The organism is Anaerostipes sp. 494a, assembly GCF_001940315.1.
Lineage (GTDB): Bacteria > Bacillota > Clostridia > Lachnospirales > Lachnospiraceae > Anaerostipes > Anaerostipes faecalis.
In genome coordinates this window covers 1,628,091-1,646,313 of sequence record NZ_MJIF01000001.1, presented here as the reverse complement: position 1 = coordinate 1,646,313, position 18,223 = coordinate 1,628,091, and the positions used below count along the sequence as shown (strand labels likewise).

Here is an 18,223-nt window from a genome sequence, read left to right as displayed (position 1 = left end):
ACCAGGTTCACTATCTGCATCCTGCATATTTTAACACTTGCTCTATTGTTTCCACTGGTACAATTTCTATTTTCTCTTTTACTTCTTCTGCTACATCTTCCAGATCTTCCACATTTTTTACAGGAATCAGGACTTTTTCCATTCCTGCTCTGACTGCTGCCATTAATTTTTCTGGCAAACCACCAATCGGCATAACCATTCCCTGCAAAGAAATTTCACCTGTCATGGCAAGTTTAGGACTGACTGTTGTTCCTGTTACCAAAGATGACAATGCTGTTGTCAATGTAATTCCTGCTGATGGTCCATCTTTTGGCACTGCCCCGGCAGGCACATGAATATGCAGATCGTTTTCCTTAAACAATTGTGCTTTTTCCGGATACAGATATTTTACCAAAGTTACGGCAATCTGAACAGATTCTTTCATCACATCTCCCAATTGTCCCGTTACAATGGTTTTTCCTTCTCCCTTGGTAAACATGGTTTCAATAAATAAAATATCACCGCCTGCCTGTGTCCATGCCAGTCCTGTAACAATCCCCGGCTTTGGATTTTCCAGAACATGATCATGAGATATCGGCTTTTCATTTAAAAATTCCTTCAAACGTTTCGGACTGACTGTAACTGATTTCTGTTCTCCTTTTACCAGTTTTACCGCTGCCACACGGCAAAGGGTATCCAGTTGCTTCTTTAAACCACGCACTCCGGCTTCCATGGTGTAATCAGAAATAATTGTGTGAAATGCCTCATCTGTCACTTTCAGATTAGCAGCTTTGATTCCCATGGATCTCATTGCTTTTGGAAGCAGATGCTTTTTGGCAATCTGATATTTCTCAGATTCTGTATATCCCTGGAACTGAATCACTTCCATACGATTTAGCAACGGTTCCGGTATGGTATCCATTGAATTTGCTGTGCAGATAAACAGTACATCTGATAAATCATATGGCACATTCATATAATGATCAGTAAATGTATTATTCTGTTCCGGATCCAGAACTTCCAGCAATGCACTGGAAGGATCTCCTCCATAATCTTTTACCATTTTATCTACTTCATCTAAAACCATAACCGGGTTGGAAACACCGCTTCTTTTGATTCCATCCATGATACGTCCCGGCATTGCACCTACATAAGTCCTCCTGTGTCCACGAATTTCCGCCTCATCGCGAATACCACCAAGACTGACTCTTACATATTCTCTTTTTAATGCCTTGGCAACACTTTGACCTATACTTGTCTTTCCTGTACCTGGTGCCCCTACAAATAATAAGATAGAACCGGATTGCTGCTTATTTAACGCCATTACTGCAATCTGCTGTATAATTCTTTCTTTCACCTTTTTCAGACCATAATGTTCCTGGTTAAGAATCTCCTCTGCTTCCACAAGATTGATATCTGAAAAAGTTTCTTTCTCCCAGGATAATCCTGTTACAAAATCCAGATAATCATACAGCATACCATATTCATGACTATCTTTCCCTTCCTGTTTCATACGATTAAGAACTTTTTCAGATTCATTTTTTGCAATCTCATTCATATGAGATTTTCTTATTTTCTGTTCAAATTTTCTAATATCCGATACATTTTCGGGATGCATTTCATCCAATTCATTCTGCAGAATCTCAATCTGTTTTTTGATGGCTTCCTCCCGATAAACCTTCTCATGGGCTTCCGTTTGTACTTTTTTAGCTTCTTCTCCTATTTTAGAGACCTCGATGAATTCATATAAAACCTGCTCCATCAATTCAAACCGTTGGGAAATCTTGTCTGCTGCAAGAATCTCGTATTTTTCTTCATTTGAAATATTCAGATGATTGGATAAATTGGCAATCATTTCTTCCATGGACTTCCATCGTACAACATAGTTTCTCACCATGATGCCCCATTGGAATCCATTAATATACTGCAAAACAGCAGATTTGACCTGTTCAAAACGTTCTTTCTGCTGCTGGGAATCAATATCTTCTATTATAATACGATCTGAAAATGTTGTTTTGATATCATCTTTATCCACTTCAACGCTATTAATATCTACACGACCGAGAGTTTTAATTCCGATATTACCATCTTTATCCAGGTTTTCAACAACACCTGTTACCCCGATAGGATAAAAATCTTCTGGTGTCATATCTTCCCTTTGTTTGTCTTCTTTTAGCATTAGAAACAGGATTTCATCGCCTTTCTCAGCATCTTGTCCCGCAATTTCCTTAAAATACTCTCCTTGAAAATAGAAGGTAACTTCTGGAACCACTACTAAATTATAAAAAGGTACCACTATCATCTTATATTCCCCCTTTACAAATATTTTTGTTAGCACTCTTCTTTATAGAGTGCTAATCCGTTTTTGAATAATTATAAACCTATTTTAAAATCTGTCAATACTATTTTAAAAAGGAGTGTTATCCAATAGATGTTTCATCTATTGGATAACACTCCTATAATGACATTTCGTAGAAACTATTTCTAAGATAATATGCGGTATTTCCTTTCCTATCTTAACAATCTGCCGGAAAAACAATGCCCATCTGTTTTCTTGCCTCGTCCATAACTTCCAGCTCCCACAGAGAATACTGATTATGTTCCCTGGCACTTCCTTTTTCCTGAATTAATCTTATAAACTCTTTTATTTCGTAATACATATTATTTTCTTTTTTGGAAATTTCGATTTCTTCCCAATGTCTGTCACGATAACGGATCCTAATCTTTTTAGTATCTGGAATTTCCTCAATAATCATAGAAGCTTCTTCTCCCTGAATTTGACTTGGAAGGATTGCATCTGTAATTTTTGCATACATTAATTCTGCCTGCATATCTTCATACATAGCTACAATCGTTCCAGCTGCCTCAGCTCCGTTATCTAATTTCAGGCAATGTGCAGAAATCTCTTTTGGCATTCCAAACAACTTAACCAATGGATGAACACAATAAACACCGATATCCATCAAAGCACCATTAGACAATTCCGGTTTAAAAGCATTCTCCACAATACCATTTTTATAATTGTCGTATCTTCTGGAGTATTGACAATACTGAAATGTAGCTCTGCGGATTTTTCCCAGTTTCTTTAAATTATCCTGAATTGCCTGGAAACCAGGGTCAAACGCTGAACGCATAGCTTCCAGTAAAATAACATGATTTTCTTTTGCCACCTCCAGCATCTGTTTCAATTCCTTCAAATTGGAGGCTATAGTCTTTTCACATAATACATGTTTCCCTGCATTCATCATCTGAATACTTTGTTTTGCATGGAAAGCATTAGGGCTTGCCACATATACTGCATCGATATTTTCTGCCTTAGCAAGATCATCTAAAGAATCGTAACAATCTTCAATTTCATATCGATCTGCATATTCCCTTGCTCTTTCCATAGTTCTGGAATAAACTGCCTGCACATGAAAATCATCACATTGTCTTCCTGCATCAATGAAACTATCCGTTACAAAATTTGTACCGATTACTGCAAAATTTACCATCATTTCACCCTTCTTCCGTCTCATTTCATTTTCGTATCCTACTTCTATTAACAGTTTTCCATTGTCTTCCCTTTACCAACCAGATTTTCAAAGTCTGCTGTGAAAGCATCGATTGCAGAATCTACACATGCATTTTTTAATAATCCTTCGATGATATCTGCTGCAACCGTTGCTGCACCTACACCATATTCTGCCAGTTCCAGCACCTGCTGTGTATTTTTGAAACTTGCAGCTAATACTTCTGTGTGAAGATTATTTTTTCTATAGATATCGTGGATCTTCTTTGCTGTTGCCACACCGTCTGCTCCCAGATTATCAATACGGTTAACATATGGTGCTGCATAATCTGCACCTGCTTTTCCTGCCAGAAATGCCTGCTGTGCTGTATAAATTGCAGTTGCAGTTACATTTACACCTTCTGCTTTTAAAGCTTTCATGGCTTTTAATCCTTCACGGGTTGTAGGAATTTTTATATATGTATTAGTCCCTAATTTTTCTCTGATTTTTGCTGCTTCTGCAACCATTCCTTCTGCTTTTTTTGAAATTACCTGCACATGCAGTTCTGCATCTGCCCCAATGATTTCACGAATTTCAGATAATACATCATATGGATTTCTTCCGCTTTTTGCCAAGATTGATGGATTTGTTGTAACACCATCTACTGGAAAATATTCATAAAGGGCCTTGATTGCTTCTACATTTGCATCATCGATAATTAATTTCATTCTTGTTCCTCCTGGTTATTTTCTTCGTTTTATTTCTTTTTATTATTTTATATTATTATTTATTATTATTCAATAGCTTCAATTATTTATTTTGCATTTATCCTTATGATTCAATAATAATATTTTTTACACCTGCTTCTTTTGCCCATTGACCAAATTGCTGCATCTGTTCCTTAGAGTACATTTTTGGATTTTCCTTAAAGCAGTATTCTTTATCGACAAGATGATATTTGGCTTCTGCAAGGGGATTATAATTTAAAATCTCATAAGAAACATCTGAATAAATATTGCTGATAAATTCTGCAATTCCCTGAATATTTTCCTTACTCGTGGTAATTTCCAGAATCATTGGTGTCCGGATAATCACATGCTCCCTGATTTCTGAAGACAGCAGTATTTCCATGTTCTTTTTAATGATTTCATTGGACACACCCGTATATTTTTTGTGTGCTTCATCATCCATTAGTTTCAAATCTGAAAATGCCATACTAAGATGTGGTATTAATCCTTTTACCACTTCTGTTTTTGCATAAAGTGAAGTCTCAATTGCTGTATGTATATCCTCTTCCTGGCATTTCTTTAATAATTCCACTGCAAATTGCCATTGCATTAGAGGTTCCCCTCCAGACAAGGTTACTCCGCCGCCATGGCGGAAAAATACTTTGTCTTTGCGGATTTCTTCCATTACTTCATCTAAAGATAATATCTGTGAATCCATCTCCAAGGCTCCTGTTGGACATTGGTAGATTAACTGATTCCAATCCTCATCTGCCTGGATATTCAACTGAATTTTTCCGTCACAAGTTCTGCATCCTCCATCTTTGCTCTGGGCAACACAGGTACAGCAGTGAATGCAGCGATTTTCAAAATAAATCGGCCGTCTCTTTGCAGAAATTCCTTCCGGATTCTGGCACCAGACACAGGATAATGGACATCCCTTGAAAAACACAGTGGTCCGAATACCATCTCCATCGTGTGTGGAAAATCTCCTGATATCAAATATCGTTCCTTCCATTTTAAATATCTCCATAGCTTGTTCTTGCAATGATTTCATCCTGCAGGTCTCCTGCAAGCTCTGTAAAATATGCTGTATATCCTGCTACACGAACAGTTAGGCTGCGATATTGTTCCGGATTTTTCTTTGCTGCAATTAAGTCTTCTCTTCTTACTACATTAAACTGAATATGTGGAATTTCCAGGTCTACAAAACTTCGTAAGAAGTTTGCAAACTTCTGTACACCTGTTTCTGTATCGAAAAATTCCGGAAGGAATTTCATATTTAAAAGTCCGCCATTGGTGGTACAGTTTTTGTCCAGTTTTGATACAGATTTTAACACTGCAGTCGGTCCCTTTATATCTCTTCCATATACCGGTGACATACCCCCATCTGCTAGTGGCTCCAGGGCATAACGTCCATCTGGTGTCGCCCCTACATTCTGTCCCATTGGTACATGGGCTGACACGGTATACATACCTGTGTGATACGGACCACCACGGTAATTTTTATATGTACGGAGACGATTTTTAAAATAATCCGCCCATTTTGCACCAAGACCATCTACCTGGTCATTATCATTTCCGTATTTCGGTACCTTATGAAGCATTGTAGCTCTCATTAATTCAAAACCTTCAAAATTCTTTTTCAGTGCCTCTAATACTTCTTCTCTGGAAAATCTCTTTTCTTCATATACTAATTGCTTAATAGCTGCAAGACTATCTGCCAGATTGGCTATCTGAATCATCTGAATTCCAGATAGGTTATATTTTGCTCCACCTGCAGTTACATCTACCCCATTTTCCATGCAATCAGAAATGGTAGCTGAAAGAAATGGAGATGGAAGCAGATCAATATGTGCTTTTTCCACTTGTTCGCATGCAAGGATCATCTTATCCATAAAATAATCAATCTGCTTTTGAAGAGCATGTTCCAGATCCTCATAGGTCTCATATTCCGGAAGACTTCCGTAATCTGGTGCAATCTGTTCCCCTGTTAAAAGACATTTTCCACCGGTAAGTGTTACCTCTAAAGCTTTATTTAAATTAAACATTGCAGAATCACTCCATCCCAGGTTATTTCCCTGTGTGGTAAGTTCCACGCAGCCTACAATGGCATAGTCCAGTGCATCCTTTTCCTCAATCCCCAATTCCATCATAGACGGGATAACCGCCTTATCATTAAAAAACTGCGGCATACCACTTCCCAGGGCAACCGTATGGACTGCTTCTTTTAACAGTTCTTCTCCTGTACCTTCGTGAAGCCTGACAGACAGATTTGGCTGAGGTAATCCGATATGCTTCTGTGCTTCCAAAAATAAAAATGACAGATCATTGACATAATCATTTCCATTTTCATCCTGTCCACCTACTGCAATATTAAATCCAATTGGAAATCCTGCAAAATACTTTGCTCCTCCGGAATTTCTCATATATACGATTTCATTAAACTTTAACCACAGACATTCGATGATCTCCAACGCTTGCTGTTTGTTCAGCCGCCCTTCTTTTATATCTTTTTCATAATAAGCGATCAAATGTCGGTCCAAACGCCCCGGTGAAAATGATGATGCATTGGACTCCATTTGCAAAATCACAAATAAAAACCAGATTGCCTGTACCGCTTCATGAAATGTTTCTGCCGGTCTTTCACTTAAATTCTTACAGTTGTTAGCTACTATCAGCATTTCTTCTTTTTTCTTCTCGTCCTCCTCTTTGTCAGCCATATCTACAAGAAGATCATAATAGCGAACCATAAAATTGGATGCACCTTCCATTACAAGTGCTACTGCTTTATAAAATAATTTCTGAGATTCTTCTGTAACTGTATTAAGCTTTTCTTCTGCCAGTCTTCTGTACCCTGTTGGTCCAAACTGCAGCCACTCTACACAGTTTGGGCAAATATGTCCCTGGGCATGATCCTTTTGATTAATCTTTACTACTTTCCCAATTTCATTAATCTCTTTTCCATATCTCTGATTTAAAACATCTTCCAGAGATTTTCCTTCCCAATAAGGCTTGATCACTTTGCGAAAAGTCGTAATATCTTCTTCATGTACATTGAATTTATCCTGCGGTCTCGTTGGAAGTGTTTCAAACTCTTTATCAACCCATGTGCTTCCACTTTCCGGAAAAACAACACCATAACGTACTCCTGCTGTACGATTACCAACAATTAATTCTTCCGGTTCTGCCTTAATTTTGATTTGTTCCAAAGCTGCCTTCAATGCCAATGCTCTCTGAATAATTCTTGGTTTATCCTCATTTGCTTTATATACATCCGTAATGATCAGTGCCTGCTCAATGGATGCATATCTTGGCTCTGACAACATTTTATCTTTTAAATATCTTACTCGATCTGTTTCATATACTTCGCTCAACTTTATCTCCTTTCATAATTATTATTTATTCTTGTTTTTTATTATTCTATATAGTTTTCTTCTTGCTGTCAATTGCTTTTGTTTATTTTGTATTATTTTTTTATAATAAAAAACAAAGCAGACAAGTCTGCTTTGCATGCTGATGTACAACAGTTTTAACTGTTTTCCTATAATGTAAAAAATCCCGCATCATCTGCGGGATTCCTATTTTAATGAAAAGAGAGGATTAAAATATATATGAAAAACTATGTCTTTATTATACCTGATTCCTTGATGGATTCAATTTTCTCCATATAAAATTTTATAAATAAAATATAAACAAACATAAGAATTCTATAAAAGGTATTGATTCCTCTCATTATGCCCAGTTAAAAGAATCTTTTCCGGCACCAAGTTCAAAATGATACTTAGCAATACCAAGATCTATTTTTGAATAAAGTCCTATTCCTGCTTTTGCTAACACCTGATCTCCTTTTAGATTAAATGAAAACTTCTGTTGATTTATCGCTGTTGGTGCAAGCAGTGCTGCTTCTATACCTCTTTGAAACCAATCCGGTACCTGATCATCCACTTTCATAACAGCACTAGCCGGTTTTGATTTATGAGGCACTCCCTGATTTTCGCCATATCCAAGAGCTATTACAATACAGAGTTTTTCTCCACTGTCAATGATAAATGCACTTTTTATCTTACTATAAGTCAGAGCTACCCAACAGGTATTTAGTCCTAATTGCTGTGCAGCCAAAACAAGCCTTTCTCCATAATAACCACATTTCTCCTCCAGATCATCTGTTTTTTTCCCGACCAATGCAAAATAATTTGTAACACCACTAAATTTTCCATAATGGGCCATAAAACCATTAAATGCTTTTGGTTCATTGGTAACAAGCTGAATGTGCAGACCACTTTCCCTGTTACAGGCTTTAACTTCTTTCTTCAGCGCAAAAATAACCTCTGGTTCCAAAGGTTTGCTTTTATATTGTCGTACACTATGACGATTCTTCATTGCTTCTAATAAATCCATTTTTTCTTTACCTCCACAACTCTTTTCTTTCCAAATAAGGGGCAAAGCCAGCAATGACTTTGCCCCTCGTAACCCATTCATCAAATCGCACATTCTTTGTAAATTTTACAAAAACTTTGAAACGATTTTGCGGTAGAGAATATATTTATTACGCTATAGTATCTTCTAATTAAAAAATGTCGATACTTCCCCTAATTTCTCCATTAATTGTATAATATGCTTTTCCTTCTTCCGGTTTTACATATATATCCAATTCTTTTAAATCTTTGACTTTGTTTCCTTCTTCTTTCCATACTTCCTTGATTTTTGTTATAATCTCTTTTTCTTCAAATTCATTTCCCTGATACTGTACAAAAAAACGTGATTTCATATTTTCTTCTTCTACCTTTCCTATCTCTTTTATTTTAATCGCTTTCTGTAATGCCTTATTTTTCTTTTTTGTGATTCTTCGATTAGCCATATTCCCTCCCACATGATATTTATGTCACAATGCATACTACCATATAAAGAGCCAGTTAGTCAAACAATTATACAAAAGACGAAAGCATGTGAAAATAACACAAAAAATTAAAAAAATAAAGCGAGAATTAAAAAAACATATTAAAATAAAAAAATAACTTAAAACAAATTAAAAAAATAAACTCATAATTCAGATAGCTTGACATTAAAAAAAGTTAAGCATATCATTGTTTCATCACAAACCAATCAGACAAAGCAAAGAAGCTTTACAGAGCATAGAAAATGCTGTGTAAGGCTTTTTTTGTTTTGGAAAAGTATGAAAAGGAGATGAAGAAATTGCAAAAAGCACAGAAAATGATACGGAAATCAGTATCATTTGCTCTTGCTGTGATACTTACTTTTGTAATGTCAGTGACCACAGTACTTGCAGATACAGATTATTCCAGACTAGAACGATTAACGCAGCCATCTTACCAATATACTTTTGTGAAAGATGAACTAGCAGTTGTTAATTTCCAACCCAAATGGGGTGACAAAAAGACAAATGTAAACAGTATGATTGAGTATATCGAGGAAGCACATAAAAAAGGAACAAAGATTATACTTTTCCCAGAAATGTGTGTAACTGGATATGCATCATCCAGTAACGAAGAATCTGAAATTTATCAGATGCCAATCAAAAATGCAGAGGATTTAGATGGTCCAACCCAGAAAACCATTGCAGCATTATCAGACAAATATGACATGTGGGTCATCTATGGTGGTACTCAGAAAGTATATAATGATAACAAAACCGTAGATACCAAGCATGCCTACAATTCAGCATTCGCCTGCTCACCAGAAGGAAAAGTAACTGCTTATCAGAAAATCACTCCTGTAGAAGGAGCCTGGTGTAAAGCAGGTACAACACCTGTCCTTTTAGATGCAGGAAAATATGGAAAGATTGGTTTAAGCATTTGTTATGATACCTATGCTACGCCTGAACTTGGAAGATATTATGCAGCCAAAGGTGCCAATATTTTATTAAATCCAACAGCAACCTCCAGAAGCTATCGATCTGATAATGATAAGGGATGGGAATGGTATTATAAAAACCGTCTGGAAAGTGGTGCATCTAGAGAAGGTTATACTATCTTAAGTTCCAATCTTGTTGGAAAAGATGGGCCAAATGAAAATTATAACTTCCCTGGTGGAAGTATTATTTTGAAAGCAGTCTTCAATGGACCAACCTACTATGCCGGAACTACTGATACAGAAGTAAAAGCAAATGAGAAAGCAGATATTTTAACAGGAAAAGAAGGGCTGCTAACCAACATGGAAAAAATCACCTGTGCAACCGGCTCCACCTGCTCTAACAAAGACTTTAATCCGGAAATGTATGCTACACTGTACAAACGACTGGCAACAAAGAAAGCCAATGGAGCTTCTTTATCTTACTCCTCAAAAGTAACTGATGGTCCAAAAGCTGCAGTTGTCAATATGGCAGGTGTATGGGGTGATAAAGAAACTAATATTAATAATATGAAAAAATATGTGGAAGAAGCAGCTGCACAGGATGTAGATATCCTAGTATTCCCAGAGACTGTATTAACAGGTTATGAATATCAGAAGCCAAAAGACGGGGAAGACGCCATGCAAGTGAAACTTGCGGAACTGATTCCAGGTCCAACCACCAAGAAATTCTCTGAATTGGCACAAAAATATGATATGTATATTATTTTTGGAATGACAGAAAAAGACAAGAGTGGACCAATTTATGAAAATGGAGTTGAAAAAGTATACAACTCTGCTGCAATCTGTATGCCAGATGGAACTATTGATTCTTATCGTAAGATTCATCGTGCAGGAGCAGAAGATCAATGGTCAGTACCTGGAGAAAATCCGAAGATGTTTGAAACAAAATGGGGTAAAGTTGGTATCGACATCTGTCGTGACGGTCACTTCTATCCTGAATTAGGAAGATACTACGCTGCGATGGGTTGTACTTTATTCATTCATCCAACAGCAACCACAGGAAACCCTTGGTACCGTGAAACAAGAATCGGTTCTTATACCGATCGTGATGGAATGGCTGCAATTACATGTAACCTTCTTGGACCAGATGGAACCTTACAATCTGATGGAACCTATTCTGGTGGAATTTTTAATAGTACCAGTTTGATCATTACCAAACAGCAGCATGGATTTAATACAGAAACCGGATCTGCCATTGATTTAAATGGTACTGGATATGAATCTGAAGGATATGAAGAACGCAAAACCAGTCCAGAAGGATTAGAAGTTGCAACAATGAATTTAAATGGATGTGGATTTAGAATCAGCAACTTTAACCCAGATCTGTTTTCCAGAATGTATGACGATTTGGCAAAAGATTACCGTGCAGGCTACACCAGTCTCTACAGTGAATCCATCAATCAGCCAGAAACCATTGATTTGTCTGAAAATAAAACTGTAAATACGGTAACTGTAACCTTTAAAGGAACTTCCGAAAAAACTGTAAAAGTCATGAAAAATGTAAAAACAGGAACAAAATTGCCTGCATGGAGCAAAGCTCAGTACAAGGCGGCTGGTAAGAAAGGTTACATCTTTGCAGGATGGACATATAATGGCAAAGTCATCACAACCGTCCCATCTGTGAAAGAAAAAGTTACTTTAACTGCTAAATTTGTAAAACTTTCTGTAGGACAGGCAAAATCACTTTCCGTAAAAGGGAAATCCGGAAAAGGCGTTGGATTTGTTGCCACCTCACAAAAATATACAAAAACTGATGGATCCAGACGTGGATTTACATACCGCTATGCCACAAACTCAAAAATGAAAAATGCTAAAACAAATACAACCGGTATTGCGAAGAATGTATATACCAAGACCGGATTAAAGAAAGGAAACAAATATTACATACAAGTTCGCTATTACTACTATGATTCCACAAACCAAAGAGTTTATGGAGCATATTCCAAAGCGAAATTGGTAAAGGCATATTAAGAAAAATGTTTCTGATTGAAAGTGCCCACTAAAAAAACTTTAGCGGGCACTTCTTTTCTATACTTATTTTTCATTAACTGCAATCCAGATTTCGCAGGTATAATTTGGATTGCTGACCTTATCAGAAGGATATACTTCAAGTTCAATCCCCTGACCATACTCATACTTATCACTCTGTGGAAAGAATTCTGAAACAATCTTCCGATAAGTTTCCACAAAAGCATCCGGCATTTTCCCTTTGCAGGTGAACACAACATAAGTATATGCCGGAATTTCTATAATCTCCAGGCTATCCTGATCCACCGGGCTGCCGTCATACTCTACACCAATACCATACGGAAACTTTGAAGCTTGCATTTCGGCAGAAAAGCATATGCCAAGCAAACCTTTCAGTTTAGGTTTTTTAGGAAAATAACTGATAATCTGCTGTGTAGATCCATCCGCTGCACATTCTCCCCAAAATGCAGAAATATCTGCTGTTGCCGCTGCATTTGCAGGTTTTCCTACTGTCTTACGTTTGCAGATAACCTGAAAAGCATCCAATTTCTCAATTCTATAGTCCATCGTACTACCTCCTGTTAAAATAAGTTTTACAGACAGTCTGGAAAAAGACTTGATATTACCTCCATGCCTTGCTTCTGTAGGCGTAATTCCGTGGAAACGGGCAAAAGCTCTGGTAAAGCTTTCTGGCGTGTCATAACCATATTTCAAGGCAATGTCTATAACCCTATCATCTGTTTGAATCAGGTCTTCTGCTGCCAGAGAAAGACGCCGCATACGGATATAATCTCCCAACGTAAATCCACACAGAATACTGAATACCCTTTGAAAATGAAATGATGACGAATAGGCCTCTTTCGCCACAATCTCATAGTCTATTTCTTCTGTTAAGTGAGCTTCCGTATAATCAATCGCTCTTTGAATCCCTGCTATCCATTCCATATTCTTTTCCTCCTGTTCTGTGACTACATTTTATCAAGAAACAAATCCAGTCTCCCGACATTTTATGCTGTGTAGTGTTAATTGGAGACAAATCTTATAATCCAAAGAAAACGAGACATAGAAACTGATTGCAATAAAGCAAATTTAGAATTGTATTTTCTTCCAGATAATATACATATTTGTCTCAAGAGTTGGAGAAAGAGCACATTCATGTTACTTTAGCAGGGATGCTTATGCCAATATGATAAACGATAATCCATATACTGATAACAAGGAACTTCTGATTATACCTGACATGGTTCACACAGACTTATATGATGGCGGTGGAAAGGATGCAATTCCGTTTGATAAGCTTGAAGATTTCTTTAAAGTAAATCTGAAATAGGGACGATATCACAGGTTGTAAAAACCAAAGATATATAAAAGTATGAAAATAAAACCCTCTGGATTACCATAATCGATATCCCGGAGGGTTATTTCTACTTTTCAGGGTTCAAAACATCTCACCTATTAAAACAGAACTCTTCACATTTTTTCATTTCGTACTAGTTTAATGATTTGGCTTTTCTTGACATCAAACACACCGTCTCAACATGGCTGCTATGGCTGAACTGATCCACAACGCTGACTTTTTCTACCTGATACCCGTTTTCTCCGAGCACCTTCACATCTCTTGCCAGAGTTGCCGGATCACAGCTGACATAAACGATCCGTTTTGGTGCCATCTTTACCATAGTATCCAGAAGCTTTCCGTCGCATCCCTTTCTTGGCGGATCCACTACGATAACATCTGCATAGACACCATTTTTCTCATACTCTCTTGGAAGAACTTCTTCTGCTTTTCCCACAAAGAACTGTGCATTGTCAAATCCGTTCATTCTGGCGTTCAATCTGGCATCATCAATGGCTTCTTTAACAATTTCCACTCCATAAACCTGTTTTGCTTTCTGTGCCAGGAACAAGGAAATAGTTCCGATTCCGCAGTATAAATCCCAGACAGTTTCTTCTCCATTCAGCTGAGCGTATTCCAGTGCCTTTTCATATAAAACCTTAGTCTGTTTTGGATTTACCTGGAAAAATGACAGCGGTCCAATCTGATATTTTACATTTCCAATGTAGTCATGAATATAAGCAGGACCATAAACCTCTTGTATTTTATTTCCTAAAATACGGTTTGTTTTTTCTTTATTCACATTAATACAAATACTGGTCATTCCCTTAATTTCCTTTAAAGAATCCACCAGTCTGTCCAGATTTCTCAAATCTTTTTTCTGCCCATTTATAACGAAGCAAACCATAATCTCGCCAGTGACGAAGCCAACACGAGTTACAATATGGCGCACCAGTCCTTTGTGTATTTTCTCATCATAGGCAGTAATGCCGTTTGCCTTCATATAATCCAGTACTTTTAACAAAATTTCTTCATTGACCGGATGCTGAATAGCACAATGAGTGCAATCAATAATGCTATGGGTTCTTCCTGCATAAAATCCGGTAACCAGATTTCCTTCTTTATCTGTTCCTACCGGGAACTGAGCTTTGTTGCGATAATAGAAAGGTTCTTCCATGCCATAAATCGGTTCCATTTTCTCTTCAATACCATTAAGTCCGCCTATTCGTTCCAGACAGTTTTTTACTTTATTAAATTTATACTCAAGCTGTTTATCATAGGACAAATGCTGCAAGGTACAGCCACCACACGGTCTGGCCACAGGACACTTTGGCTCTACACGATCTTTGGATGGTTCCAGGATTTCTTCAACTCTGGCAAATCCATAATTTTTCTTTGTTTTTATGATCTTTGCTCGAACTCTGTCTCCAATAACGGCATCTTTCAAAAAAAGGGCATAGCCGTCAATATGACCAATGCCCTCTCCCTCATTTCCAATATCATCAATATATATTTCTACAATTTGATTCTTCTTAAATTCCATACATACCTCTAAATTGATGTTTTACGGATTCTTGTATCTAACAGTCTCTGGAAACCTGACCATTCCTGATCTTCTTTTTGCTTTTCCATAATCTCAGCAAAAGTTTCCATTTTTGCATCCAGATTATCTGCCTGACTTAAAGCGATTGCCTCCAGCAATGCCGGTTTCTTTGGAGATCCAAACTCCAGCTCCCCGTGATGTGCCAGCATACAATGCTTCACTTCATTGGCAAGCTTTGGTGGAAATCCCGGAATTTGTCGAATCAAACGATCCAGCTTAATGGCTCCCATAACAATGTGACCCACCAGCTGTCCTTCATCTGTATAATCATTTTCAGGGAATCCGGATAATTCTTCAACTTTACCCATGTCATGCCATAACGCACACATAACAATAAGATCACGATTGATCTGTGGAAACAGATCTGCATAACTTTCGCAGATTTTCGCCACCGATAAACTGTGTTCCAACAGTCCTCCTATGTAACCGTGATGTACACTTTTGGCTGCAGAATGAACCTTAAATTCCCTGGCAAAATCCTTATCTTCAACAAAAATCATTTCTGCCAGTTTCTTTAAATGTGGTTCTTTTGTTTTCCTGATCAGATTTAACAACTCCTGATACATGCCATCAATATCTTTCTTCGTACTTGGCATGTAATCAACCATTCTGTATTCGCCTTCCTGTGCTTTTCGAATCTGCTGTATGTTCAGCTGATTAGACCCCTGATAACTTGTCACCTGACCTCTGACTAAAATATAATCCATTGCCTCAAAATGACCGATGGCATTTGTAAGTTCCCATACTTTACCATCAATCATTCCTGTTTTATCCTGCAGTGTCAGGGAATAATAAGATTTTCCAAACTTTGAGGTTCCAGGAGATTTTGTCTTACATAAATAAATCTCAGAAACCTGATCCCCTTCACGTAATTCACTAATATATCTCATATATAATGCCTTTCTAATTTTGGTATTGCTGCTTAACGCATACATGTTTCATTATGCCACAGTTCTTTTATAAAATCCATATAAAAAGCATGATATATTTTGGATTCTTTATTTTCTGCAGAGTATGTGGAATTTCTACATTTTTTCGGCATTTTTATATGCCTGTTCATAAAAGAATTCCTGTGAATTCAAAGGAGTATCCTGATTTTCACAGATTTTATAATTTCCTTCACTGTCCTCTTCTCTGGCTTTCTGATTATCACTTAGCATTGTAATGAACATTTCATTTAACTGCATCTTAATATCATTATCATAAATCGGTGCGGCTACTTCTACTCTTCGTAAAGTATTTCTTGTCATAAAGTCTGCAGAAGCGATGTAAATCTTTTCTCTGCCCTGAACCCCGAAAATGTAAATACGGGAGTGTTCCAGAAATCGTCCTACAATACTGGTCACTTTAATGTTCTCTGTCTTGCCTTTCACTCCCGGAATCAGACAGCATATTCCTCGCACAATCATATCAATCTTTACACCAGCACAAGATGCTTCGATTAATTTTTCCATAATCTTTTTATCTGTCAGCGAATTCATTTTCAATCCAATATAAGCTTTTTCTCCTGCCTGCGCATGAGCAATTTCCTCATCAATCAAATGTAATACTTTATTCTGTAGGCAATTTGGTGCAACCATAAGATGATTGGTTGAATCCACTGTTTCTCCCATAGACAGAGATTGGAATACATCTGCAGCTTCCAGAGCAATATCAACATTAGCTGTCATCAGAGATAAATCTGTATACAAACGACTGGTTTTTTCATTATAATTTCCAGTTCCAATCTGAGTAATATATCCCACATGACCTTCTGTTTTTCTTGTAATCAGACACAGTTTTGAGTGTACTTTATAACCATCCAGTCCATAAATCACACGACATCCGGCATTTTCAAGTCTGCGGGACCATACAATATTATTTTCTTCATCAAATCGTGCCTTTAACTCTACAAGAATTGTAACTTCTTTTCCATTTTCAGCCGCTTCAATTAACGTTTCTACAATTTTGCTCTGTTTTGCCACACGATACAGAGTCATTTTGATTGATACTACATCTTTGTCATTGGCAGCCTCCTGAAGCAGTTTTAAAAATGGCTTCATGCTTTCATATGGATAGCTTAATAATTTATCTTTTTGGGCAATCTGATCCATGATCGGCTCATCATCGTTAAATTGAACAGATTTTTGTGGTACCCGCTTTTTAAAAAATAATGAAGATTCTTTTCGTAAAATATCCTGAATGACAAATACAAAAGAAAGATCCAATGGTGTACGGTTCTGGAATACATAGTCTGGATCCAGATCCAGGTATTCACATAATGTATTAATAATTTCTCCGTCCATTTCCTTAGAAAGTTCCAGACGGACAGGAGCAAGTTTTTTTCTCTTTTTGATCAGTTCTACCATAAAATCACGATAATCCAGATCCTCATCGTACATGGCATCTGCATCAATATCCGCATTTCTTGTTATTCGAATCAATGCTTTGGCTTTTACATGGTAGCCTTTAAATACCCTAGGTACATAATGAAGAATCATCTCTTCTGAAAGTATGTACTCATCACTGTTTGGCAGTTTTACCAAACGCTGAAATACACCATTTCCACATGGGATAATTGCCAGTTTTTCTTTTCCGCTTTTTGTTTCCAGTACTGCAACTGCATAAATTTCTTTGTTCTTTAAAAACGGAAAAGGCTGACGCTTTCCAATGATTGTAGGAGAAATCAGCGGTGCCATTTCTTCATTGAAATATTCTCTCAAATATTCACTTTCCTTTTTGGATATCTTCTGGAAATTCACTAATTTTATTCCATACTCTTCCAACTGATCCATGATTTCTTCATAAACCATATCTTTTCTTCGGTTCAGTTTACGTACCTGGGGCATAATTGCCTGAAGCTGCTCCACTGGCGTCATTTTAGTTTTATTTTCTTTCATATTTTTATCAATCAGCATCTGGTCAATCAGGGAGCCTACACGTACCATGAAAAATTCATCCAGATTACTTTGATAAATAGATGCAAATGTTAATCGTTCACATAATGGAACATTTTTGTTTTCTGCTTCCTCTAATACTCGTTCATTAAATTTCAGCCATGAAAGTTCTCGATTCATAAAAATTTTCTGTTTCATTCTGATAATTCACCTTTCAATTATTCCATATTCTCTTTTTTAGCATACTCCTTCATCGTAAAATTTATTTTCCGGTAATGTTAATTTCTTGTAAAATAACCTCACGTTTCCTTATTTTTCGACATTTCCTCGCGTTTACACCGCTATCAATATATGTTAAACTCATTATATTA

Annotated in this window: 13 protein-coding genes; 2 read left to right on the top strand and 11 right to left on the bottom strand. The window is 37.0% G+C overall.

The annotated features are described in order from the left end of the window. Positions 1-10 precede the first annotated feature (10 nt). The 7 genes from lon to BHF70_RS08265 form a co-directional block, all read right to left on the bottom strand. Positions 11-2,281 (bottom strand): endopeptidase La, encoded by a 2,271-nt coding sequence (gene lon, locus BHF70_RS08295; protein ID WP_075759780.1) that lies wholly within the window; start codon positions 2,279-2,281, stop codon positions 11-13. Positions 2,282-2,495: 214 nt separating this feature from the next. Beyond that, positions 2,496-3,473, bottom strand: a complete 978-nt coding sequence (locus tag BHF70_RS08290; RefSeq protein WP_075759779.1) for a Gfo/Idh/MocA family protein — start codon at positions 3,471-3,473, stop codon at positions 2,496-2,498. A gap of 47 nt (positions 3,474-3,520) precedes the next feature. Next, positions 3,521-4,198 (bottom strand): fructose-6-phosphate aldolase, encoded by a 678-nt coding sequence (locus tag BHF70_RS08285; RefSeq protein ID WP_075759778.1) that lies wholly within the window; start codon positions 4,196-4,198, stop codon positions 3,521-3,523. A 103-nt stretch (positions 4,199-4,301) separates the two neighbouring features. Next, a complete protein-coding gene (locus tag BHF70_RS08280) occupies positions 4,302-5,252 on the bottom strand; it encodes a glycyl-radical enzyme activating protein (RefSeq protein ID WP_075759777.1) in 951 nt (316 codons plus the stop codon). Then, entirely contained in the window at positions 5,215-7,572 is a 2,358-nt protein-coding gene (locus tag BHF70_RS08275) for a glycyl radical protein (protein ID WP_075759776.1), read from the bottom strand. Before BHF70_RS08275 ends, BHF70_RS08280 begins: the two co-directional genes overlap by 38 nt. A gap of 358 nt (positions 7,573-7,930) precedes the next feature. Continuing rightward, positions 7,931-8,596: a nitroreductase family protein gene (locus BHF70_RS08270; protein ID WP_075759775.1), complete on the bottom strand. Its 666-nt coding sequence runs from the start codon at positions 8,594-8,596 to the stop codon at positions 7,931-7,933. A gap of 169 nt (positions 8,597-8,765) precedes the next feature. Then, on the bottom strand, positions 8,766-9,056 hold the full coding sequence (locus tag BHF70_RS08265) for a DUF6465 family protein (protein WP_075759774.1): 291 nt from the start codon (positions 9,054-9,056) through the stop codon (positions 8,766-8,768). Between the two features lie 335 nt (positions 9,057-9,391). Here BHF70_RS08265 and BHF70_RS08260 point away from each other — a divergent pair, with 335 nt between their 5' ends. Next, complete coding sequence (locus tag BHF70_RS08260; protein ID WP_242946353.1) at positions 9,392-12,040, top strand: carbon-nitrogen hydrolase family protein; 2,649 nt, start codon at positions 9,392-9,394, stop codon at positions 12,038-12,040. A 63-nt stretch (positions 12,041-12,103) separates the two neighbouring features. Here BHF70_RS08260 and BHF70_RS08255 read toward each other — a convergent pair whose 3' ends face one another. Further along, positions 12,104-12,982 (bottom strand): AraC family transcriptional regulator, encoded by an 879-nt coding sequence (locus tag BHF70_RS08255; protein WP_075759772.1) that lies wholly within the window; start codon positions 12,980-12,982, stop codon positions 12,104-12,106. Positions 12,983-13,223: 241 nt separating this feature from the next. Between BHF70_RS08255 and BHF70_RS08250 the strand changes: the two genes are divergently transcribed. After that, positions 13,224-13,367 carry a hypothetical protein gene (locus BHF70_RS08250; protein ID WP_330390901.1) on the top strand — a complete coding sequence of 48 codons (144 nt, stop codon included), beginning with the start codon at positions 13,224-13,226 and terminating at the stop codon, positions 13,365-13,367. Positions 13,368-13,527: 160 nt separating this feature from the next. Here BHF70_RS08250 and rlmD read toward each other — a convergent pair whose 3' ends face one another. The 3 genes from rlmD to ppk1 all read right to left on the bottom strand — a co-directional run bounded on the left by rlmD (position 13,528) and on the right by ppk1 (position 18,050). Further along, positions 13,528-14,916 (bottom strand): 23S rRNA (uracil(1939)-C(5))-methyltransferase RlmD, encoded by a 1,389-nt coding sequence (gene rlmD / locus BHF70_RS08245; RefSeq protein WP_075759771.1) that lies wholly within the window; start codon positions 14,914-14,916, stop codon positions 13,528-13,530. 8 nt (positions 14,917-14,924) lie between these two features. Further along, on the bottom strand, positions 14,925-15,866 hold the full coding sequence (locus BHF70_RS08240; protein ID WP_075759770.1) for a CRISPR-associated endonuclease Cas3'': 942 nt from the start codon (positions 15,864-15,866) through the stop codon (positions 14,925-14,927). Positions 15,867-16,001: 135 nt separating this feature from the next. Then, positions 16,002-18,050: a polyphosphate kinase 1 gene (gene ppk1 / locus BHF70_RS08235; RefSeq protein ID WP_075759769.1), complete on the bottom strand. Its 2,049-nt coding sequence runs from the start codon at positions 18,048-18,050 to the stop codon at positions 16,002-16,004. Positions 18,051-18,223 lie beyond the last annotated feature (173 nt).